Origin of the sequence: Mesorhizobium sp. M0410 (assembly GCF_040321435.1) — a bacterium.
Taxonomy (GTDB): Bacteria; Pseudomonadota; Alphaproteobacteria; order Rhizobiales; family Rhizobiaceae; genus Mesorhizobium.
In genome coordinates this window covers 218,690-239,167 of record NZ_JAMYRN010000004.1, presented here as the reverse complement: position 1 = coordinate 239,167, position 20,478 = coordinate 218,690, and the positions used below count along the sequence as shown (strand labels likewise).

The window sequence follows — 20,478 nt, the reverse complement described above, 5'->3', positions numbered from 1 at the left end:
GGAACCATCATGGCCTTGATGCGGCGAGACGGGTCACACAAGGCCCCGCTTGCCGAAGCCGCCGGCCCGCGGCCGGCCGATTGCCGGAGATGCAGGTTGAGATGCGCGATGGTTCGACGGCACCGGTGCGGCGCGCATGGCGTAGGGCGGAGCCTGGGCCGTCACGCCGGCGGCTGACGCTGAATGGAGCGCCGCGGTGCCGCGTAGCGGCCCGGGCGGGTCGAAATCGTCGAAACTCAGGGATGACGCTATATCGGAAGAGCGACCGCCCGCCGGCCTGGCCGCCAAGATGACGGCCCACAGCCCGACAAGAGCTAATCCCAGCAGGTTAAGACCGGAATGCGAATCTTCGCCGTCGAATTTTACGACAAGAACAGTGCCGGCCTGCAGGATCGCGAACAGCGTCGAGAACACGATATACGACCAAAGGATCCAACCGGACCCTTGCGCGTCGCGGCTTCGACGCCAGGCGAAATTCGCGCGGAACAGAACGATCACCAGCGAGGCGACGAGAACGGCCGCGGCCAGCCCTTCCCTGGAAGGACCTGGTTTCGAATTGGCCAAGCCCTCGATGCCGATGGTCAGCACGACACACAGCACAAAGGTCGCGATTTCCGCAACCAGCAGAGTCACGGAATAGAAGAAAAAGCGAAGACGACCGATATTTGAGCTAAACATTCGAGATCCATCGTTTCGAAAACCATGGATCAAACCAAATAAAATTCGGTTACTGGTAAGACAGCTGCATTTGCGCGCCTAGTCTTTGTCTTTCGCCCTCGCAGCGCGTGCCGCGGCCGCCGGGAGCCGCCTTGGATCGTCGCCGGGCGATCCGTCGCCGCGCGGCATGGCCGGCGAGAACCTGTCCAGCGATGATATTATTCCGCGCAGCACCTTGAGCTCCGGCTCGGCAAAGCCGGGGCGGGTCAGCACTGCGCGCAAATTGTCGACCATCTTCGGCTTCTTCGCTGCCGGGCGGAAATAGCCGCGCGCCTCCAGTGCACCTTCCAGATACGCAAACAGGCCGTGCAATTCTTCCTTGGCAGCCGGCGGCATTTCAGGGCCGGAAAAGTTGGTCATGGTCTCGTTTTCCAGGCCGGACTTCATCCATTCATAGGACATCAGCAGGGCCGCCTGGGCGATGTTGAGCGAGGAGAAGGCTGGATCGACGGGGAAGGTGACGATCTCGTCGGCAAGGCCGACCTCGTCATTATAGAGGCCGAAGCGCTCGCGGCCGAACAGGATGCCGGTGCGCTGGCCGGCCCGCTGCCGCGCCCGCAGCGCCCTGCCCGCCTCGACCGGACCGCGCACCGGCTTGAAATTGTCGCGCGCGCGCGCCGTGGTGGCGAAGACGAAGTTCAAATCGCCGACCGCCGAGGCCAGGTCGTCGAACACCGTGACGGCATCGATGAGGTGGTCGGCGCGACTTGCGGCGGCACGCGCCTTGTCGCTCGGCCAGCCGTCGCGCGGATTGACGAGCCGCAGCTCGGCAAGCCCGAAATTGGCCATGGCGCGCGCAACCATGCCGATATTCTCGCCGAGCTGCGGCTCGACCAGGATGATCGCCGGTCCGGACGCAGGCGTTCCGGAGGCAAGAGGGGTGTCGGGATCCTGGGTAGCGGCCATGGTTGTCAGTGAACTGCTGTTTGCGGCATTTCGCAGTCCCCTGCCACATTTGGCGGCGAAAATGAAGCTTTGGCAAAGAATGCCGGCACTACGGCGCGGTTCGCCGTTTGCGCGGCCAAAAAGCCTTTGATATACGGGCCGCATCCCAGGGCCGGCAGCCGTGCGGGCAAGGCCGTTCCGTTCCCCAAAAGCGAGGCATTCTTTTCATGGCGAAGATCAAGGTGGCGAACCCGGTCGTCGAACTCGACGGCGACGAGATGACCCGCATCATCTGGCAGTTCATCAAGGACAAGCTGATCCACCCTTATCTCGACCTCAAGCTCGAATATTACGACCTCGGCATCGAGCACCGCGACGCCACCAACGACCAGGTGACCATCGATTCGGCCAACGCCATCAAGAAATACGGCGTCGGCGTGAAATGCGCGACGATCACGCCCGACGAGCAGCGCGTCGAGGAATTCAAGCTGAAGAAGATGTGGAAGTCGCCGAACGGCACCATCCGCAACATCCTCGGCGGCACCATCTTCCGCGAGCCGATCATCATGAAGAACGTGCCGCGGCTGGTGCCCGGCTGGACCAAGCCGATCATCGTCGGCCGCCACGCCTTTGGCGACCAGTACCGCGCCACCGACTTCCGCTTTCCCGGCAAGGGCAAGCTGACGATCAAATTCGTCGGCGAGGACGGCCAGGTGATCGAGCACGATGTGTTCGACGCACCCGGCCCCGGCGTCGCCATGGCCATGTACAATCTCGACGAATCTATCCGCGAATTCGCCCGCGCCTCGCTGAACTATGGCCTGCTGCGTAATTACCCCGTCTACCTCTCGACCAAGAACACAATCCTCAAGGCTTATGACGGCCGCTTCAAGGACATCTTCCAGGAGGTCTACGAGGCGGAGTTCGAAGCCGAATTCAAGGCGAAGAAGCTCTGGTACGAGCACCGGCTGATCGACGACATGGTGGCCTCCAGCCTGAAATGGTCGGGCGGCTATGTCTGGGCCTGCAAGAACTATGACGGCGACGTTCAGTCCGACACGGTGGCGCAAGGCTTCGGCTCGCTCGGCCTGATGACCTCGGTGCTGATGACGCCGGACGGCAAGACCGTCGAGGCGGAAGCCGCGCACGGCACCGTTACCCGCCACTATCGCCAGCACCAGAAGGGCGAGGAGACCTCGACCAATTCGATCGCCTCGATCTTCGCCTGGACGCGCGGCCTCACGCACCGCGCCAAGCTCGACGACAATGCCGAACTGAAGCGCTTTGCCGAGACCCTGGAAAAGGTCTGCATCCAGACGGTCGAGTCCGGCTTCATGACAAAGGATCTGTCGCTGCTGATCGGCCCCGACCAGCCATGGCTTTCGACCACCGGCTTCCTCGACAAGATCGACGAGAATTTGCAGAAGGCGATGGCCTGAGCCCGCGACATGGGCAAGCCCGTCGTCTACGGCGCGGACTACAGCGTCTATGTGCGCATCGTGCGGCTGGTGCTCGAGGAAAAGGGCGTCGGCTACGAGCTGGTGCCCGTCGACGTCTTTGCCGCGGACGGCATTCCCGGCTGGTACTTCGAGCACCAGCCGTTTGGCCGCATCCCGGCCTTCGAACATGACGGCTTTTGCCTCTACGAGACCGGCGCGATTGCGCGTTATGTCGACGAAGCCTTTGACGGCCCGGCGCTGCAGCCGGTCGGAGCCCGGCCTCGAGCACGCATGAACCAGATCACCGGCCTGCTCGACGCCTACGCCTACAGGGCCATGGTCTGGGATGTCGCGGTCGAGCGGCTGGAGAAAACGCCACCCGACGAAGCCGTGATCGCCAACGGGTTGCGGCAGGCGAGAACGGCATTGCAGGCGCTGTCGTCGCTGAAAGCCGGAGGGCCTTGGCTGTTGGGGACGGACCTGACGCTGGCCGACCTGCACGCTGCGCCAATCATCAGCTATTTCGTCAAGGTCGCCGAGGGGCAAGCCCTGCTGGCCGAGTCTGCCGAGCTTCGGGATTGGTGGACCCGCATTGCTGCGCGTGCGAGCGTTGCCGGCAGGCTGACTTAACTCTCGGGCGCATTCATGACTGAACTCTCCCACCAGGACGTACTGACGGTGGCCAGAATAGTCAGAGTCAACCACGCCGGCGAATACGGCGCGATCAGAATCTACTCTGCACAGATTCTTGTCGCGAAGCGTTTCTGGCCGGACTGCGTGCCGTCTTTGTCGCAGATGCTTGGGCACGAGCGCAGCCATTGCGCGGCTTTCCATGCAGCCATGCCGCTGCGACATTCCCGACCGTGCCGCGTGATGCAATTCTGGAGTTGGGGCGGCTGGCTGCTAGGCTTCCTCACTGCCCTGCTCGGCCCGCAAGGCGTCTGGGCCTGCACCGCAGCGGTCGAAGCGGCGGTGCACCGACATCTCGATGATCAGCTGTTCTTTCTAACCGGACGCGATCACGAGTTGCACGGCATCATCCTGTCCATCCGCGAAGAAGAGCTTGCCCATCTCCGTCACGCCGAAGAGCAGTTGAGGTCGCCTGGACCGTTGCTGAACTGCCTGCGCGCAGCGATCTCCGTTACCACCGACTGCCTGATTTGGCTGTCGACCTGGGGCGACTCGACGCGAATGACGCGTGCCCTGAAGGCATCAAGGCATCCCTGATGAGCGCTATGCCGTTCCAGCGGCGCTTCTTCCAGGCCACTGGCCTGCGCCATCTGGCCACCGCCACGGCCCAAGCGCCATACCGTGATCTTGGCTGAGGCGAAGCAGCCACCGAATTGGCGAGCCGCTCAATCGGGAAGGTAGATTTCCGCCTTCATGAAGGTCTTCGCACGGCCTGTGATCAGCACGCGATCTCCGGCCAGTTCGCATAGCAAATGCCCGCCGCGCTGCGAGCATTGGAATGCCGATACATGCGTCTTGCCGAGCTTTTCAGCCCAGTACGGCACCAATGTCGCATGAATGGAGCCAGTCACCGGGTCCTCGGGAATGCCAGCTCCGGGTACGAAATAACGCGAGACGAAATCATGGGCTTGCCCAGGCGCGGTAATGACCAGGCCGAGAGGATGAAAACGTCCGATCCTGAGCAGATCGGGAACGAAAGATCGCACGGTTGTCTCGTCGGCAAGCTCGACAAACAGGTTCTCGAAATTGCGGAAGCTCGCAACCGGCCGCTGAGGCAATATCGCTTGCAGCGCCGAGGTCAGTTCGTCCTCGACGGGCCGCGGCGGAAAACACGGCAGATCGAGCTGATAGGCGCCTTCCCGCCGGGAAACCCGCAGCTCGCCCACCCGGGTGGCGAAGGCCATTTCGCCCTGACCATCGTATTCCGTAGTCAGCACATGGGCGGCCGCAAGTGTAGCATGGCCACAGAAGTCGACTTCATGAACCGGCGTGAACCAGCGCAAATCCCAACCCTCGCCACTCGGCCGCGCAAACGCGGTTTCAGCAAGATTGTTCTCGTTTGCGATGGCCTGCATCACGTCGTCCGATAGCCAGTCCTCCAAAATGAGAACGGCAGCGGGGTTGCCTTGGAAAGCCCGTTCGGCAAAAGCGTCGACTTGATACATGGTCAACGTTGCCACATCATCCCCGCTGCCACTTCGGCCTGGCCTTACTGGTGCAGATTCACGCAGCTTCCAGCGCCGCCTTCACCGCAGCGATCGCGTCTTCGGCCTTCGAGGCGTCCGGGCCGCCGGCCTGGGCCATATCGGGTCGCCCGCCGCCGCCCTGCCCGCCCAATGCCGCGGACGCGACGCGCACCAGATCGATGGCGCTGAAGCGGCCGGTCAGATCATCGGTAACGGCGACGACGACGCTCGCCTTGTTGTCCTCGCCGGCGCCGACAAAGACGACCACGCCGGAGCCGAGGGACTTCTTGCCGGCATCGGCCAGTGGTTTCAGATCCTTTGGCGAGACGCCCGATACCGCCTTGCCGAGAAAACCGACACCGGCAATGGTTTCGTTTTCCGCAGGCACACCAGCTGGCGAGCGATCGCCCAGCGCCAGCTTCTTGCGCGCCTCTGTCAGCTCCTTTTCGAGCTTCTTGCGCTCGTCGAGCAGCGCCTCGACGCGGGCCGGCACATCGGCCGCCGAAATCCTCAGCGCGGCGGCGGCCGCCTTCAGCCGTTTGTCCTGTTCGTCGAGATGCTTTCTGGCGGCCTCGCCGGTCAACGCCTCGATGCGGCGCACGCCGGCAGCGACCGCGCTGTCGGACACGATGCGCACCAGGCCGATATCGCCGGTCGCCCTGACATGCGTGCCGCCGCATAGCTCGACCGAATAAGGCCGGTTGGCCTTGGCGCCATGCAAGCCCGTGCCCATCGAAACGACGCGCACTTCATCGCCATACTTCTCGCCAAACAGCGCCATGGCGCCCTCGGCGATGGCGTCGTCGACAGACATCAGTCGTGTGATCACCGGGCCGTTCTGAACGACGATCTCGTTGGCCATGCGCTCGACCTCTTCGATCTCGTCCGGCGAGATCGGCTTGTTGTGCGAAATGTCGAAGCGCAGACGCTCGGGCGCGACCAGCGAGCCCTTCTGCGCCACATGGGTACCCAGCACCTCGCGCAGCGCCTCATGGATCAGATGTGTGGCGGAATGGTTCGCGCGCAGCCTGGAGCGCCGCGCGTGGTCCACCTTCAGCTCGACGGTCGCGCCAGTCTTGACAGTGCCATTGGCCACCCTGCCGAGATGGACGAAAAGCCCATCGGCCTTCTTCTGGGTATCGGATATCTCGATCGAGAACCCGTCGCCCGAAATGACGCCGGCATCGCCCATCTGGCCACCGGACTCGCCATAGAACGGCGTCTGGTTGACAACCACGGCAACGGCGTCGCCTTTGCCGGCACTGTCGACGGTCTTGCCGTCCTTGACCAGCGCCTCGATAAGGCCTTCCGCCTGCTCGGTCTCATAACCCAGGAATTCGGTGGCGCCGGTCTCCTCACGCACCGCGAACCATACCGTCTCGGTTGCGGCCTCGCCGGAACCAGCCCAGCTTTTGCGTGCCTCCGCCTTCTGCCGCTCCATTGCCTCGGTGAAGCCGGCAAGGTTGACCGAGATGTTGCGCCGGCGCAGCGCGTCCTGCGTCAGATCGAGCGGAAAGCCATAGGTATCGTAGAGCTTGAACGCTGTCTCGCCATCCAGCATGTCGCCGGAGGCCAGCTTTTCCGTCGCCTCCGAAAGCAAGCCCAAGCCGCGCACCAGCGTCTTGCGGAAACGAGTTTCCTCAAGCTTCAGCGTCTCGGTGATCATCTGTTCGCCGCGCACCAGTTCCGGGTAGGCTTGCCCCATCTCGCGGACCAGCGCCGGCACCAGGCGCCACATCAGCGGATCGCGGGCGCCGAGCAACTGCGCGTGGCGCATGGCGCGGCGCATGATGCGACGAAGCACGTAGCCGCGTCCTTCGTTGGACGGCAGCACGCCGTCGGCGACCAGGAAGCAGGACGAACGCAAATGGTCGGCGATGACCCGGAACGATGCGACGGTGTCCGCATCCGGACCTTTGCCGAGCGCCGACGATGCAGCGTCGATCAGGTGGCGGAACAGGTCGGTTTCGAAGACGCTTTCAACCCCTTGCAGGATGGAGGCCATGCGCTCGAGGCCCATGCCCGTGTCGATCGACGGACGCGGCAGGTCGACGCGCTCTTCCTTCGTCACCTGTTCATACTGCATGAACACCAGGTTCCAGAATTCGAGGAACCGGTCGCCATCCTCCTCGGGGCTGCCGGGGGGACCGCCCCAGATATGCTCGCCACGGTCGATGAATATCTCCGAACACGGCCCGCAAGGCCCGGTGTCACCCATTGCCCAGAAGTTGTCCGAAGTCGCGATGCGGATGATGCGATCGTCCGAAAGGCCGGCGATCTTCTTCCAGTACGAGGCCGCCTCGTCGTCGGTGTGGTAGACGGTGACCAGCAGCTTGTCCTTCTTCAGCCCGAACTCCCTGGTGATCAGGTTCCAGGCAAGCTCTATGGCGCGCTCCTTGAAATAGTCGCCGAAGGAGAAATTGCCGAGCATCTCGAAGAAGGTCAGGTGGCGCGCAGTGTAGCCGACATTGTCGAGGTCGTTGTGCTTGCCGCCGGCGCGAACACTCTTCTGGGCAGTCGTGGCGCGCGAATAGGGCCGCTTCTCCAGACCGGTGAAAACGTTCTTGAACTGCACCATGCCGGCATTGGTGAACATAAGCGTCGGGTCGTTGCGCGGCACCAGCGGGCTTGACGCGACGACCTCGTGACCTTCCTTGCGAAAATAGTCGAGAAATGCCGACCGGATCTCGTTGACGCCACTCATGAATACTGCCTTTTCGAGAGAACCGCCGGCTGCCGGCGGAAAATAGACATGGCCTTTTAGCGGTCGCACCGCAGCCTGTCCAGAAACACCAAACGGGCTCAAATCCCCGCTTTCACCAGCGCTTTGAAATGGCTTCTGCCCCGCCGTCAAACGCAAACCGCCGGCACGGGGCCGGCGGTTCGAAACGCATCGATTACGCAAACTCAAAATCAAAACATCAAATCGAAACCCGGCTGAGGCTCCGCGAGGCGTCGCCTGCCCTACATCACCCCAGCGTCGTCCTCGAAACCGTCGTCGCTGCTTTCGGAGCCGCCGTTTTCAAGGAATTTCTCGGCGATCAGCCCGGCATTCTGTCGCAGCGCCAGCTCGATCTCGCGCGCCGTGTCGGGATTATCGCGCAGGAACAGTTTTGCGTTTTCGCGGCCCTGGCCAAGACGCTGCGAATTGTAGGAGAACCAGGCGCCCGACTTTTCGACCACGCCGGCCTTGACGCCGAGATCGACCAGCTCGCCGGTCTTGGAGACGCCCTCGCCATACATGATGTCGAACTCGACCACCTTGAAGGGCGGCGCCAGCTTGTTCTTGACCACCTTGACGCGGGTCTGGTTGCCGACGACCTCGTCGCGATCCTTGACCGAGCCGATGCGGCGGATGTCGAGGCGGACCGAAGCATAGAATTTCAGCGCATTGCCGCCGGTCGTCGTCTCGGGCGACCCGAACATGACGCCGATCTTCATGCGGATCTGGTTGATGAAGATGACCATGGTGTTGGAGCGCGAGATCGAGGCGGTGAGCTTGCGCAGTGCCTGGCTCATCAGGCGCGCCTGCAGGCCGGGCAGCGAATCGCCCATCTCGCCTTCGATTTCCGCCCGCGGCGTCAGCGCCGCCACCGAATCGACCACCAGCACGTCGATGGCGCCGGAGCGCACCAGCGTGTCGCAGATCTCCAGCGCCTGCTCGCCGGTATCGGGCTGCGAGATCAATAGGTTTTCGAGATCGACGCCGAGCTTGCGGGCATAGACCGGGTCGAGCGCGTGCTCGGCATCGACGAAGGCGCAGATGCCGCCCTTCTTCTGGGCTTCGGCCACCGTGTGCAGCGCCAGCGTCGTCTTGCCCGAGCTTTCCGGCCCGTAGATCTCGACGATGCGGCCGCGCGGCAGGCCACCGACGCCAAGCGCGATGTCCAGCCCAAGCGAGCCGGTCGGCACTGTTTCGATCTCGACGACCTGCTCGTTTGCGCCGAGCCGCATGATCGAGCCTTTGCCGAAGGCACGCTCGATTTGCGACAGCGCCGCATCCAGAGCCTTTGATTTGTCCACCGCTTTGTCCTCTACAAGCCGCAAAGAATTCTGAGCCATGATACATCACCCCGTGGTCGTCAATGGAGGCCGGACAATCCCGCAATCCTTAAAAGAATGTACCTCGTTTGTTCTCATTTGTCAATGAGCGGCAAGGATTTGAAAAATAACGGATATCCATATTTGTTCTATTTTTGTTTCGTAAATTTGCTTCCCAATGCCTCCCGCCTCGCATGCGGCGCCGCTGCCGTCACCAACCGAATCGCACCCGCGATTGCAGGGTTCCGCCCAGCGACCTAGTCTCCTCCCGCGCAACAGCAAAGGGCATTTTGCCGGCATGATGAACTCCCCGACGATCCTGGCCGTGGGCGGCGCCTATATCGAGCGGCGCGGCCGGGTTGCCGGCGCCTTCGTGCCAGCCGCCTTGAACCCCGGCACGATGCGCGAGCATGTTGGCGGCGCCGTCTTCAACGCCTTGCGCTGGGCGGTGCGACGCGGCGCCTCGGCCTCGCTGCTTTCGGTGCGCGGCGGCGATGCCCTTGGCGACACGGTCTTGCGCGCCGTCACCGAGGCCGGCATTGCCGACCTGTCGGCGGTGTTCCTCGACCGGGCAACGCCAAGCCATACGATGCTGATCGATAGCGATGGCGGACTGATCGCCGGCCTTGCCGACATGGTGCTCTACGAGCTGGCGCTTCCCAAGCAAATTCGCCGCGCCAAGGTGCGCGAAGCTATCGGTTCGGCCGATGCGATCCTGTGCGACGCCAACCTGCCGTCGACCGCGCTGGAGCGGATGGCGGCACTCGCCGCCGGCAAGGCGGTGTTTGCGCTTGCCGTCTCGCCCAACAGAGCGGCGCGGCTGACGCCGGTGCTCGGACTTCTAGCGCTGGCCTTCATGAACCGGCACGAGGCCGGCGTGATCGCCGGCGTTGACATCGATGCTGACGATCAAGGCGTCATCGACGGCCTGAGACGCGCCGGCCTGAAAAGCGGCGTGGTCACCGACGGCGACGGTCCGGTGCTCGGTTTCGACCAAACCGGCGCGTTCTCGATCTCGCCACGGCCGCTACAAAAACGGACCGACGTTGCCGGCGCCGGCGACGCATTGGCAGGCGCCACGATCGCTGCCCTGCTGCGCGGCCTGACGCTGCGCGCGGCACTGCGCGAAGGCATTGCCGCCGCGGCGCTCGCCGTCGAGCGCGCCGCCTTCACCAGCGCCAGCTTTGCCGAGGCGCTGGCGCTCGTGCCCGAGGCGCGGGAACTGGCGTGAAATGCGGCCCGGAATTGCCGAAGCATGACGCAGCCTATTTGCCGGCGCGCCGTCCTGCCTCGTAGGCACGCCGCGCCCAGATCGCCATCTCGTCTGGATCGTCGAAAGCGCTGTCGGGAACGCTCCAATAGGGCATAGACACGAGCTTGCCGTGGCGCGAGTCGGTGTAGGTCCATTGCCGGCACCCGGCCGCTTCGAAATCCGGCGCGCTTTCGGCGTCCGCCTTCAGCATCAGTTCGCCACGGACGACGATGGCGACGATGACGCCGTCGAAATAGATGCCCTTGCCGCCGAACATCCTGCGGATGCTGACCGGGCCGAGGCCTTCGAAAAGCTCTTCTATGCGCTCGTTGTCCATGCGGCGATCATGTCACCCGGATTTCCCCTTGTCATCGACGTAACCGGCACCATCCTGACAAGTTCAGAATCAAATTTCGTCGGAGTTTTTCATGCCGCTTCTGCTCAAAGGATCTTGCCGGTGCAATGCCGTGCGTTTCGAGGTGGAAAGCCACACGCCCGTGCCGTTCATGCTGTGCTATTGCTCGATCTGCCGCAAGCAGCAGGGCGGCGGCGGTTTCGCCATCAATCTCGGCGCCGATTACGAGACGCTGAAAATCCATGGCAAGCGCCATCTCGGTGTCTATCGCGCCGAGATCGAGGACGACGAGCACCCGCACCGCGAAACCTCGACGGGCGAGCGGAACTTCTGCACGAAATGCGGGACGGCGCTCTGGCTCTACGACCCAACCTGGCCGGAGCTGGTGCATCCCTTCGCCTCGGCGATCGACACAGACCTGCCAAAGCCGCCGGAGAAGGTGCATCTTATGCTGAAATACAAGGCGAACTGGGTCGAGCCGGAGATCGGCAAAAGGGACAAGGTCTTCGACGTCTACCCGGAAGAATCAATTGCCGACTGGCACAAACGAACAGGAATGTGGGTGGATTAGGTCCCTTCTCCCCGTGAACGGAGGAGAAGGAAAGATCAGGCGGAAGCGCGCGCTTCAGCCAAGGCCTTCAAATCGGCCGGCTTCAGTTCGACCGATTCGCCGCAGCCGCAGGCCGAGCTCTGGTTCGGGTTGCGGAAGGTGAAGCCGGTGCGCAGCGTCGTCTGCTCGAAATCCATCTCGGTGCCGAACAGGAAAAGCGCTGCCTCCGGCGCGACATAGACGTGGGCGCCGTCGCGCTCGATGTGGTCGTCCTTGGTGTTGGGTTCGGTCACCAGATCGACGGTATATTCCATGCCGGCGCAGCCACCCTTCTTGATGCCCAGGCGGATGCCATGCGCGTTCTCGCGGGTCGCGACGATCTCGCGGACCCGGTCGGCGGCCTTTTCGGTCATGGTGATGACGGCGAAGCGTCCCATATCGTTCTCCACTTTCACGCGGGTTCAAGGCCTGCGGATCATTCTTACCTAAGATGGTGAAGTTTTCTGCTTACTGCAACCAATTTGGATGTAATTTCAGTTGGCGACAATCGAAGTATGGCGAGAGGCTAAATGCTTGACACCAATCAAACAGTTGAATTTCGGTCATCTCCTGCTCGGCTCGGCCTGCTGGCTGTTATATCGGTAGCGATGACAACTTTAGGCATTGCGCTTGGATGGCGCCTAGTGCCGAATATCGCTCCAGGTAGCTTCAAGCAATTTCTCGGTTGGATAACGGCTATATTGTTCACCGGCACTTTTGTGATCGCTGTGGTGCGTCTTTTCGATTTGAAACGGCCGACGCTAGTTTTGTCGCCTAAGGGCTTTTGGGACGTCCGCCTGTCAGCAGAGTTCATTCCATGGAGTGTCGTGAAGCACATTTCTGAGCGGAGTTACCGGCGACAAAAGTTCCTTTTGGTAGAAGTCCTAGAGAGCGTCTGGCAGAGCCCATCTTTGACCAAAATGGCGCGCTGGAGTCGGGGACCCAATAGAGCGATGGGTTTAGACGCGATGTGTATTGGCACGGGAGACCACGACGTCAAGTTTGACGAGCTGTTCTCAGCGATCACGGCTTATGCCAAAGCATACGGTGCAAGGTCGACTGATCTCAATACCAGCCCACCGCCACCTGTGCCTCTTCCGACATGCGGTCGGGCGACCAGGGCGGGTCGAAGGTCATGTTGACCTCGACACCGGAAACGCCTTCGACGGCGCCGACGGCATTTTCCACCCAACCCGGCATTTCGCCGGCCACCGGGCAGCCGGGTGCGGTCAGCGTCATGTCGATCTTGACCGAGCGGTCGTCCTCGATGTCGATCTTGTAGACAAGGCCAAGTTCGTAGATGTCGGCCGGGATTTCGGGGTCATAGACCGTCTTCAGCGCCGAGACGATGTCGTCGGTCAGCCGCGCCAGTTCGTCGGCAGGAATCGTTGACCCGGAAACCGCCGCATTGGTGGTCATATCCAGTGCCGTGCTTTCGGCGGTGTGGCTGGCATCATCCATGATCGTCACCCGAAGAACTTTCGCGCCTTTTCCAGCGCATCGGCCAAAGCGTCGACTTCGGCCCTGGTATTATACATGCCGAACGATGCCCTGCATGTGGATGTTACGCCGAAGCGTTTCAACAGCGGTTGGGCGCAATGCGTGCCGGCGCGGACCGCCACGCCCTGCCGGTCGATAACCATCGACACGTCATGGGCGTGAATGCCCTGCAGCTCGAACGAGATGATGGCGCCCTTGCCGGGCGCATCGCCGAAGATGCGCAGCGAGTTGATGGCGCGCAGCCGCTGATGCGCATAGTCCTTCAAATCGGCCTCGTGCGCTGCGATGCGCTCACGGCCGATCTTTTCCATGTATTCCAGCGCAGCACCAAGCCCGATCGCCTGCACGATCGGCGGCGTGCCGGCCTCGAAACGGTGCGGCGGGTCGTTGTAGGTGACGATGTCTTGCGTCACCTCCTCGATCATCTCGCCGCCGCCCATGAACGGGCGCATGCGCTCCAGAATATCCTTCTTGCCGTAGAGCACGCCGATGCCCGACGGGCCATAAACCTTGTGGCCGGTGAAGACGAAAAAGTCGCAGTCGAGGTCCTGCACGTCGATCGGCATGTGCACGGCGCTTTGGCTGCCGTCGACCAGCACCGGAATGCCGCGGGCATGGGCGATGCGCACGATCTCCTTGATCGGCGTCACCGTGCCCAGCGCGTTCGACATATGTGTGATAGCAACCAGTTTTGTGCGGTCGGTCAGCCGCTTCTCGAATTCCTCGATGTGGAAGACGCCGAGATCGTCGACCGGCACCCAGACCAGTTTCGCGCCCTGCCGTTCGCGGATGAAATGCCACGGCACGATGTTGGAATGGTGCTCCATGATCGAGAGCACGATCTCGTCGCCTTCGCCGATATTGGGCATGCCGAAACCATAGGCAACCGTGTTGATCGCCGCCGTGGTGTTCGAGGTGAAGACGATGTTGTCGGTGCTCGGTGCGTTGAGGAAACGGCGCACCGTCTCGCGCGCCTTCTCATAGGCGTCGGTCGCAGCATTGGACAGGAAATGCAGGCCGCGGTGGACGTTGGCATATTCCTGGGAATAGGCGTGCTGGATAGCGTCGAGCACGGCCTGCGGCTTCTGCGCCGAGGCGCCATTGTCGAGATAGACCAGAGGTTTGCCGTAAACTTGCCGCGACAGGATCGGGAAGTCGCGGCGGATCGCCTCGACGTCGTAGGGGATGTTTTCGACTTTCTGGTCCATCACAAGCTCTCTCGAGGCATCGCCTCATTCCGTCCAGCACCCCTCATCCGACCGAGCTTCGCTCGGCCACCTTCTCCCACAAGGGGAGAAGGAAGAGCGCCTCTCCTTCTCCCCTTGTGGGAGAAGGTGGCGCCGAAGGCGACGGATGAGGGGTGTTGGCACCAACCCCTCAGTCACCTCTACCCGTGCGTCAAAAACCAATCGTCGAGCCGACGTTCCAGCGCCTCGACGATGGCCTCGTCGTCCAGTTCCTCGATCACTTCGGCGACGAAGGCCTTGACCAGCAAGCCGCGCGCGGTCTTCTCGTCGACGCCGCGCGCCATCAGGTAAAACAGATGGCTGTGGTCGATCTCGGTGACGGTCGCGCCATGGCCGCAGACGACGTCGTCGGCGAAGATTTCGAGTTCCGGCTTGGTCGAGAACTCGCCGTCGTCCGACAGAAGCAGCGTGTTGCAGGCCATCTTGGCGTTGGTCTTCTGCGCATATTGGTGGACGTTGATGCGGCCCTGGAAGACGCCGCGCGCCTTGCCGGTCACCACATTGCGGATGACTTCGGTCGATGCGGTATGCGGCACGGCGTGGTCGAGCACCATGGTGACGTCGGTATGGGTGTCGCCGGCGAGCAGATTGATGCCGCGCAGCGTGAATTCGGCGCCCTCGCCGGTCGTCTTCACAACGACCTCTTGGCGCACCAGTCTGCCGCCGGCATTCATGACGAACAGCGTCAGCTTCGAATTCTTGCCGAGATGCGCCTTGAACTGGGCGAGATGCGTCGCCGTATCCGGCTGCTCCTGCACGACAAGCCATGTCACTTCGGCGCCCTCGCCAAGCACAAGCTGGCTGACCGAACTGACCAGCGCCGCCCCCTCGCCCGCCTGGCGTTCGACGATGACAGCGTTGGCGCCGGCACCGACACGGACGGCCAGGCGTACATGCGTCTGTCCACCGGCCTGCAGATTCTGCAGCTCAAGCGGCTTTTCCAGTTGGGCGCCGTCGGCGATGTCGACGAAATAGCCGTCGGCGACAAAGGCGGTGTTGAGCGCGCCGATGGCGTCGTCGCTGCCATAAGAATCGAGCCCAGGTGCTGCGCTGCCGTCGGTCAGCTTCTCCGACAGGCGCTGCACGACAACGCCCTCGATGCTAGCGAGCTTGGCGCTCGAAACGCCGTTCAGCACCGGCAAAACCGAGGAGCCTTCGACGATCGGCGCAATGGCTTTCGCAACCGCTGCCGGATCGAAGTCCGGCACCGAGGTCAGCAGCCGGCGCAGGTCCGTATAGTGCCAGGATTCGATGCGCCGCGTCGGCAGGCCGCTCTTGATCGCCTCGATGGCGTCGTCGCGCTTCAGCATCACCGCGCCGTCACCGGGCAGCAGCGACAGCCGCTCGCCAAAGGCGTCGATCAGCGCCGTTTCGGCTAATGTTCGCTGGGGTGTTGTCGTGTGCATATTCATCAGTTTCGTCCTGCCTTCCGGCATCTCACGCGGCTTGCCCGATCACGCCTGCATAGCCATTGGCCTCGAGATCGAGCGCCAGCGACTTGTCGCCCGATTTGATGACCTGTCCCCTGTAGAGCACGTGCACCGTATCCGGCACGATGTATTGGAGCAGGCGCTGGTAATGGGTGATGACGACGATGGCCCGGTCCGGCGAGCGCAGCGTGTTGACGCCGTCCGCGACGATCTTCAGCGCGTCGATATCGAGACCGGAATCGGTCTCGTCGAGCACGCAGAGCTTTGGCTCGAGCAGCTTCATCTGCAGGATCTCGGCACGCTTCTTCTCGCCGCCGGAGAAGCCAACATTGAGCGGCCGCTTCAGCATCGCCATATCCATGTTGAGCGAGGCCGCCGCGTCCTTCACGCGCTTGAGGAATTCCGGGATTTTTAGCGGCTCCTGGCCGCGCGCCTTGCGCTGCTCGTTCATCGCCACTTTCAGGAATTCCATCGTCGCCACGCCCGGTATCTCCATCGGATACTGGAAGGCGAGAAAGATGCCGGCGGTAGCGCGCTCGGCCGGATCCATTTCAAGGATCGACTGGCCGTTGTAGAGGATGTCGCCCTCGGTGACCTCATAGTCCTCGCGGCCGGCGAGGATATAGGACAGCGTCGATTTCCCCGAGCCGTTCGGCCCCATGATGGCGGCGACCTCACCGGCCTTCACCGAAAGATTCAGGCCGCGGATGATCTCGGTGCCGTCATCGACGATACGGGCATGGAGGTTTCTGATTTCAAGCATTATTTTCCACTTTCTTGTTCGCGGTGCCCGGCCTGCGACGGAACTTTTCTAAAAGCTCGAAAAGCGCGTACAAACTTGCTGGTGACCAACATCCAGCCAAAAAACCCAGCCGCGCTTAAGCCTGCAATCGAACCACCAATAGTTTTTGTCGAACTCAAGCCAAACACTGCGCCTATCAACGCCATCACAGCACCACCAACAGCCAATGTCAGCAAGAGCATCAGAACGGCAAATATCAAGCCTTCCATCCGCTTGAACAAATCCATGATCGCCGTTCCAGTTAACTCACCCAACACTCCCCTCAAGACTAATCCCGATCAGCTTCTGCGCTTCGACCGCGAATTCCATCGGCAGTTGCTGGATGACGTCCTTGACGAAGCCGTTGACGATCAGCGCAATCGCCTCTTCTTCCGGGATGCCGCGCTGCATGACGTAGAACTTCTGGTCCTCTGAAATCTTCGAAGTGGTCGCCTCGTGCTCGAACTGCGCGGTCGAATTCTTGGCTTCCATGTAGGGCACGGTGTGTGCGCCGCACTGATCGCCGATCAGCAGGGAATCGCAATTGGTGAAGTTGCGGGCGTTGGTCGCCTTGCGGTGCGCCGAGACCTGGCCGCGATAGGTGTTCTGCGAGAAGCCGGCGGCAATGCCCTTGGAGATGATGCGGCTCGACGTGTTCTTGCCGAGATGGATCATCTTGGTGCCGCTGTCGACCTGCTGATAGCCGTTGGAGACGGCGATCGAATAGAACTCGCCACTAGAATCGTCGCCGCGCAGGATGCAGCTCGGATATTTCCAGGTGATGGCCGAACCGGTCTCGACCTGTGTCCACGAAATCTTCGAGCGATGGCCGCGGCAGTCGCCGCGCTTGGTGACGAAATTATAGATGCCGCCCTTGCCTTCGGCGTCGCCGGGATACCAGTTCTGCACCGTCGAATATTTGATTTCGGCGTCATCGAGCGCGATCAGCTCGACCACCGCGGCATGAAGCTGGTTCTCGTCGCGTTGCGGCGCCGTGCAGCCTTCGAGGTAAGAGACGTAAGCCCCCTCCTCAGCGATGATCAGCGTGCGCTCGAACTGGCCGGTATTCTTCTCGTTCATGCGGAAATAAGTCGACAGTTCCATCGGGCAGCGCACGCCCCTGGGCACGAAGACGAAGGAGCCGTCGGTGAACACGGCCGAATTCAGCGTCGCGTAGAAATTGTCGGAGGTCGGCACGACCGAGCCGAGATACTTCTTCACCAGCTCCGGATGCTCGCGGATGGCTTCCGAGATCGAGCAGAAGATGACGCCGGCCTGCGCCAGCTCCTTCTTGAAAGTGGTGACGACGGAGACGGAATCGAACACCGCATCGACGGCGACGCGGCCCGACTTGTAGACGTTGTCGCTGGCTTCCTCGAGCTCCGACGCATCGGTCTTCTGCACGCCGGCGAGGATTTCCTGTTCCCTGAGCGGAATGCCGAGCTTCTCGTAGACCTTCAGCAGTTCGGGATCGACCTCGCTGAGCGAAGTCGGGCCGGGCGTGCTCTTGGGCGCCGCGTAATAATAAATGTCCTGGAAATCGATTTTGGGATAGTGGACGCGCGCCCATTTCGGCTCGTCCAGCGTCAGCCAGCGGCGATAGGCTTCCAGGCGCCATTCCAGCATCCAGGACGGCTCGTCCTTCTTGGCCGAAATGAAGCGGATAATGTCTTCACTCAGGCCCTTGGGGGCCTTGTCCATCGCGATTTCGGTCTGGAATCCGTATTTATACTGGTCGACATCGATCTTTCGAACTCGATCGATCGTCTCCTGCACAGCAGGCATCAGCGTTCTCCATCCACGCCGGGGTCAAGGCCCGGCAGTTTTCAAACTATGGCACCGCGAACGAGCACCCTTGAGCACCCGCGGCGGCGTAAGTTTCATATAGTGCGTTCATGCCGGAAATTCACCCGGCCAAATTCGAACGCACGGCTCTACCAGGCCACAAGGCCCAAATATTCCTTCGCCGCGCTCAGGCGGCCTTTTCCCTGTTCACCTTTTCCCTACCGGCTTGCCGTGCAACGATCGTCGCCAGCGCCGCGCGAAACAGCTCGATATCCTTGGCGCTGGTCGCGTGGCCGATGGACACACGCAACGCGCCAACGCTATCGCCGTAACCCATGGCTTTCAGCACGTGACTCGGCCCGACTTTGCCCGACGAACAGGCCGATCCGGCCGACAGCGCCACACCGGCAAGGTCGAAGGCGATCTGCGCCGTCTCGGCCTTGATGCCGGGAATAGCGAAGAATGTGGTATTGGCAAGCCTTGCAGCGCCGGTCCCGAAGATTTCGGCGTCCGGAACAAGCGTTTTAACGATCGCCTCGATTTCGTCGCGACGCTGCCGCACCGCTTCGATCGTTTGCAAGCCGGCAGACGCTTCGCTAGCGGCCGCACCAAACCCGGCAATCGCCGCCAGGTTTTCGGTGCCGCCCCGATGGCCCTTTTCCTGGCCGCCGCCGCTGACCAGCGGTTTTGGCATCATCAGGTCCGACGCCGCGACAATGGCGCCGACGCCCTTGGGGCCGCCGATCTTGTGCGACGAGAGAATAAAATAGTCCGCGTAAGCCTCTGATATATCGAGCGGAATGCGGCCGGCTGCCTGCACGGCATCGACGACCAGGATGCCACCCGCCGCCTTGACGATTTCGGCGATGCGGCCGACCGGCTGGATTACGCCGGTTTCATTGTTGGCAGCGTGGATGGCCACCAGCGGTAAGCCTTCGGCCTTGTCATGCTGGGCGAGAGCCTCGGCCAAAACGTCGAGCCTGACGACGCCGTCGGCGTCGACGCCGATCCGTATCACCTGCGCCGCTGGGAAACGCCCGCCGTTCAGCAGGCAAGGATGATCGGCCTCGGACACATAGAGCCGGCTCATACGGACAGCACCGCGCCCCATCTGCCAGTCCGGCGTCAGCAGCGTCGAGGCCGCTTCCGTCGCGCCGGAGGTGAATACGACATGCTCGGCCCTGGCGTTGGCCAGTCGCGCCACATTGCGCCTGGCATCCTCGATCAGCCGCCGCGCAGCGCGGCCCTCGGCATGGACGGAGGACGGGTTGGCGGCGACGTCGAGCGCGGCGACCACCGCCGCGCGCGCGGCGGCAAGCAGCGGCGCGCTGGCATTGTAGTCGAGATAGGCGCGTGCTCCGGCCATTTCCGTCCAACTGGTCCCTTCAAAAGCCGTTCCGCGAAGATAGCGCGTTATTTCCTTGAAATTGCAAGGCAAGACGTCCTATTTACGCGGCTTGCGGCGCGGGTGGCCGAGCCACAGTTTTGGCCGCCCAGTTTTGAACAATTCTAAACTAGCTTCTAGAAAGACGCTCGCCCTGCGTCAAGGCCTAGGGAAAACTGGGGCCAGAGGAAAAGTTGTTCCGGGCGCCGCGCAATTTATGCCAAGTGGAGTATTTCATGCCTGAGGTCATTTTCACCGGTCCGGCCGGCCGTCTGGAGGGTCGCTATCAGCCCTCGAAGGAAAAGAGCGCGCCGATTGCCATCGTCCTGCACCCGCACCCCCAGTTCGGCGGCACGATGAACAACAAGATCGTCTACGACCTCTTCTACATGTTCCAGAAGCGCAATTTCACCACGCTGCGCTTCAATTTCCGCGGCATCGGCCGCAGCCAGGGAGAGTTCGACCACGGCACCGGCGAGTTGTCCGACGCCGCGGCGGCGCTCGACTGGGTGCAGTCGCTGCATCCCGATTCGAAGAGTTGCTGGGTTGCCGGCTATTCGTTCGGCTCGTGGATCGGCATGCAGCTTCTTATGCGCCGGCCGGAGATCGAGGGCTTTATCTCGGTCGCGCCCCAGCCCAATACCTATGATTTCTCGTTCCTGGCGCCATGCCCGTCGTCCGGCCTGATCATCCACGGCGACGCCGACAAGGTCGCGCCACCCAAGGACGTGCAGGGCCTGGTCGACAAGCTGCACACGCAAAAAGGCATTACCATCACCCAGAAGACCTTGCCCGGCGCTAACCATTTCTTTGCCAACCATGCGGAGCTTCTGATCGAGGAATGCGCGGACTACCTTGACCGCCGGCTGGCCGGGGAACTGTCCGACCCACGGCCGAAGCGGCTGAGATAATCGGCG

General features: G+C 62.1%; 21 protein-coding genes. 7 read left to right on the top strand and 14 right to left on the bottom strand.

All coding sequences use genetic code 11. The features are described from left to right. Window positions 1-33: 33 nt before the first annotated feature. Together NKI63_RS07195 and NKI63_RS07190 are read right to left on the bottom strand one after the other, a co-directional pair. On the bottom strand, window positions 34-678 hold the full coding sequence (locus NKI63_RS07195) for a DUF805 domain-containing protein (RefSeq protein WP_352506433.1): 645 nt from the start codon (window positions 676-678) through the stop codon (window positions 34-36). A 78-nt stretch (window positions 679-756) separates the two neighbouring features. Continuing rightward, entirely contained in the window at window positions 757-1,623 is an 867-nt protein-coding gene (locus NKI63_RS07190; RefSeq protein WP_352690855.1) for an RNA methyltransferase, read from the bottom strand. A 206-nt stretch (window positions 1,624-1,829) separates the two neighbouring features. Between NKI63_RS07190 and NKI63_RS07185 the strand changes: the two genes are divergently transcribed. Genes NKI63_RS07185 through NKI63_RS07175 form a run of 3 tightly spaced genes read left to right on the top strand, consistent with a single transcriptional unit; the run spans window position 1,830 to window position 4,268 of the window. Continuing rightward, a complete protein-coding gene (locus tag NKI63_RS07185; protein WP_352506435.1) occupies window positions 1,830-3,041 on the top strand; it encodes an NADP-dependent isocitrate dehydrogenase in 1,212 nt (403 codons plus the stop codon). 9 nt (window positions 3,042-3,050) lie between these two features. Further along, a complete protein-coding gene (locus NKI63_RS07180; protein WP_352506436.1) occupies window positions 3,051-3,671 on the top strand; it encodes a glutathione S-transferase family protein in 621 nt (206 codons plus the stop codon). A gap of 15 nt (window positions 3,672-3,686) precedes the next feature. Beyond that, complete coding sequence (locus tag NKI63_RS07175; RefSeq protein WP_352506437.1) at window positions 3,687-4,268, top strand: demethoxyubiquinone hydroxylase family protein; 582 nt, start codon at window positions 3,687-3,689, stop codon at window positions 4,266-4,268. Window positions 4,269-4,396: 128 nt separating this feature from the next. Here the strand turns inward: NKI63_RS07175 and NKI63_RS07170 are convergent, their stop codons facing one another. The 3 genes from NKI63_RS07170 to recA form a co-directional block, all read right to left on the bottom strand. Further along, window positions 4,397-5,176, bottom strand: coding sequence for a PhzF family phenazine biosynthesis protein (locus tag NKI63_RS07170; protein WP_352506568.1), 780 nt, complete (start codon window positions 5,174-5,176; stop codon window positions 4,397-4,399). Window positions 5,177-5,234: 58 nt separating this feature from the next. Then, window positions 5,235-7,901, bottom strand: coding sequence for an alanine--tRNA ligase (gene alaS, locus NKI63_RS07165; protein ID WP_352506438.1), 2,667 nt, complete (start codon window positions 7,899-7,901; stop codon window positions 5,235-5,237). Between the two features lie 260 nt (window positions 7,902-8,161). Further along, window positions 8,162-9,259, bottom strand: a complete 1,098-nt coding sequence (gene recA / locus NKI63_RS07160) for a recombinase RecA (RefSeq protein ID WP_023674696.1) — start codon at window positions 9,257-9,259, stop codon at window positions 8,162-8,164. Window positions 9,260-9,536: 277 nt separating this feature from the next. On the opposite strand from recA, the gene NKI63_RS07155 reads away from it, so the two are divergent. Beyond that, complete coding sequence (locus NKI63_RS07155; RefSeq protein WP_352506439.1) at window positions 9,537-10,469, top strand: PfkB family carbohydrate kinase; 933 nt, start codon at window positions 9,537-9,539, stop codon at window positions 10,467-10,469. 34 nt (window positions 10,470-10,503) lie between these two features. Here NKI63_RS07155 and NKI63_RS07150 read toward each other — a convergent pair whose 3' ends face one another. Further along, a complete protein-coding gene (locus tag NKI63_RS07150) occupies window positions 10,504-10,827 on the bottom strand; it encodes a TfoX/Sxy family protein (RefSeq protein ID WP_352506440.1) in 324 nt (107 codons plus the stop codon). A 91-nt stretch (window positions 10,828-10,918) separates the two neighbouring features. Here NKI63_RS07150 and NKI63_RS07145 point away from each other — a divergent pair, with 91 nt between their 5' ends. After that, on the top strand, window positions 10,919-11,416 hold the full coding sequence (locus tag NKI63_RS07145) for a GFA family protein (RefSeq protein WP_352506441.1): 498 nt from the start codon (window positions 10,919-10,921) through the stop codon (window positions 11,414-11,416). Window positions 11,417-11,451: 35 nt separating this feature from the next. On the opposite strand, the gene sufA is transcribed toward NKI63_RS07145, so the two are convergent. Continuing rightward, complete coding sequence (gene sufA / locus NKI63_RS07140) at window positions 11,452-11,832, bottom strand: Fe-S cluster assembly scaffold SufA (protein WP_006206001.1); 381 nt, start codon at window positions 11,830-11,832, stop codon at window positions 11,452-11,454. A 132-nt stretch (window positions 11,833-11,964) separates the two neighbouring features. Between sufA and NKI63_RS07135 the strand changes: the two genes are divergently transcribed. Continuing rightward, window positions 11,965-12,576 (top strand): STM3941 family protein, encoded by a 612-nt coding sequence (locus NKI63_RS07135; protein ID WP_352506442.1) that lies wholly within the window; start codon window positions 11,965-11,967, stop codon window positions 12,574-12,576. Here the strand turns inward: NKI63_RS07135 and NKI63_RS07130 are convergent. From NKI63_RS07130 to NKI63_RS07100, 7 genes are all read right to left on the bottom strand, one after another. Next, a complete protein-coding gene (locus NKI63_RS07130; RefSeq protein WP_352458424.1) occupies window positions 12,500-12,895 on the bottom strand; it encodes an SUF system Fe-S cluster assembly protein in 396 nt (131 codons plus the stop codon). The genes NKI63_RS07135 and NKI63_RS07130 overlap by 77 nt on opposite strands. Window positions 12,896-12,900: 5 nt before the next feature. Continuing rightward, window positions 12,901-14,142, bottom strand: a complete 1,242-nt coding sequence (locus tag NKI63_RS07125) for a cysteine desulfurase (RefSeq protein WP_352506443.1) — start codon at window positions 14,140-14,142, stop codon at window positions 12,901-12,903. A 179-nt stretch (window positions 14,143-14,321) separates the two neighbouring features. Further along, window positions 14,322-15,593, bottom strand: a complete 1,272-nt coding sequence (gene sufD / locus NKI63_RS07120; RefSeq protein ID WP_352820846.1) for a Fe-S cluster assembly protein SufD — start codon at window positions 15,591-15,593, stop codon at window positions 14,322-14,324. Between the two features lie 25 nt (window positions 15,594-15,618). Beyond that, window positions 15,619-16,374 (bottom strand): Fe-S cluster assembly ATPase SufC, encoded by a 756-nt coding sequence (gene sufC / locus NKI63_RS07115; protein WP_352506445.1) that lies wholly within the window; start codon window positions 16,372-16,374, stop codon window positions 15,619-15,621. Continuing rightward, window positions 16,374-16,640 carry a hypothetical protein gene (locus NKI63_RS07110; RefSeq protein WP_352820843.1) on the bottom strand — a complete coding sequence of 89 codons (267 nt, stop codon included), beginning with the start codon at window positions 16,638-16,640 and terminating at the stop codon, window positions 16,374-16,376. The genes sufC and NKI63_RS07110 overlap by 1 nt, the downstream gene beginning before the upstream one ends. Before the next feature lie 19 nt (window positions 16,641-16,659). Further along, a complete protein-coding gene (gene sufB, locus NKI63_RS07105) occupies window positions 16,660-18,177 on the bottom strand; it encodes a Fe-S cluster assembly protein SufB (RefSeq protein WP_352506447.1) in 1,518 nt (505 codons plus the stop codon). A 187-nt stretch (window positions 18,178-18,364) separates the two neighbouring features. Continuing rightward, window positions 18,365-19,543: a cysteine desulfurase family protein gene (locus tag NKI63_RS07100; protein ID WP_352506448.1), complete on the bottom strand. Its 1,179-nt coding sequence runs from the start codon at window positions 19,541-19,543 to the stop codon at window positions 18,365-18,367. A gap of 254 nt (window positions 19,544-19,797) precedes the next feature. Between NKI63_RS07100 and NKI63_RS07095 the strand changes: the two genes are divergently transcribed. Further along, entirely contained in the window at window positions 19,798-20,472 is a 675-nt protein-coding gene (locus tag NKI63_RS07095) for an alpha/beta hydrolase (protein WP_023674683.1), read from the top strand. Window positions 20,473-20,478 lie beyond the last annotated feature (6 nt).

Excerpts from the sequence above, each read along its gene's own strand:
- NKI63_RS07110 (WP_352820843.1), bottom strand. The coding sequence starts at position 16,640 with ATGGATTTGTTCAAGCGGATGGAAGGCTTGATATTTGCCGTTCTGATG.
- NKI63_RS07135 (WP_352506442.1), top strand. The coding sequence starts at position 11,965 with ATGCTTGACACCAATCAAACAGTTGAATTTCGGTCATCTCCTGCTCGG.
- NKI63_RS07150 (WP_352506440.1), bottom strand. The coding sequence starts at position 10,827 with ATGGACAACGAGCGCATAGAAGAGCTTTTCGAAGGCCTCGGCCCGGTC.
- alaS (WP_352506438.1), bottom strand. The coding sequence starts at position 7,901 with ATGAGTGGCGTCAACGAGATCCGGTCGGCATTTCTCGACTATTTTCGC.
- sufB (WP_352506447.1), bottom strand. The coding sequence starts at position 18,177 with ATGCCTGCTGTGCAGGAGACGATCGATCGAGTTCGAAAGATCGATGTC.
- NKI63_RS07180 (WP_352506436.1), top strand. The coding sequence starts at position 3,051 with ATGGGCAAGCCCGTCGTCTACGGCGCGGACTACAGCGTCTATGTGCGC.
- NKI63_RS07175 (WP_352506437.1), top strand. The coding sequence starts at position 3,687 with ATGACTGAACTCTCCCACCAGGACGTACTGACGGTGGCCAGAATAGTC.
- NKI63_RS07145 (WP_352506441.1), top strand. The coding sequence starts at position 10,919 with ATGCCGCTTCTGCTCAAAGGATCTTGCCGGTGCAATGCCGTGCGTTTC.
- NKI63_RS07100 (WP_352506448.1), bottom strand. The coding sequence starts at position 19,543 with ATGGCCGGAGCACGCGCCTATCTCGACTACAATGCCAGCGCGCCGCTG.
- NKI63_RS07195 (WP_352506433.1), bottom strand. The coding sequence starts at position 678 with ATGTTTAGCTCAAATATCGGTCGTCTTCGCTTTTTCTTCTATTCCGTG.
- NKI63_RS07155 (WP_352506439.1), top strand. The coding sequence starts at position 9,537 with ATGATGAACTCCCCGACGATCCTGGCCGTGGGCGGCGCCTATATCGAG.
- recA (WP_023674696.1), bottom strand. The coding sequence starts at position 9,259 with ATGGCTCAGAATTCTTTGCGGCTTGTAGAGGACAAAGCGGTGGACAAA.
- NKI63_RS07190 (WP_352690855.1), bottom strand. The coding sequence starts at position 1,623 with ATGGCCGCTACCCAGGATCCCGACACCCCTCTTGCCTCCGGAACGCCT.
- NKI63_RS07170 (WP_352506568.1), bottom strand. The coding sequence starts at position 5,176 with ATGTATCAAGTCGACGCTTTTGCCGAACGGGCTTTCCAAGGCAACCCC.
- sufA (WP_006206001.1), bottom strand. The coding sequence starts at position 11,832 with ATGGGACGCTTCGCCGTCATCACCATGACCGAAAAGGCCGCCGACCGG.
- sufC (WP_352506445.1), bottom strand. The coding sequence starts at position 16,374 with ATGCTTGAAATCAGAAACCTCCATGCCCGTATCGTCGATGACGGCACC.
- NKI63_RS07130 (WP_352458424.1), bottom strand. The coding sequence starts at position 12,895 with ATGGATGATGCCAGCCACACCGCCGAAAGCACGGCACTGGATATGACC.
- NKI63_RS07185 (WP_352506435.1), top strand. The coding sequence starts at position 1,830 with ATGGCGAAGATCAAGGTGGCGAACCCGGTCGTCGAACTCGACGGCGAC.
- sufD (WP_352820846.1), bottom strand. The coding sequence starts at position 15,593 with ATGAATATGCACACGACAACACCCCAGCGAACATTAGCCGAAACGGCG.
- NKI63_RS07095 (WP_023674683.1), top strand. The coding sequence starts at position 19,798 with ATGCCTGAGGTCATTTTCACCGGTCCGGCCGGCCGTCTGGAGGGTCGC.
- NKI63_RS07125 (WP_352506443.1), bottom strand. The coding sequence starts at position 14,142 with ATGGACCAGAAAGTCGAAAACATCCCCTACGACGTCGAGGCGATCCGC.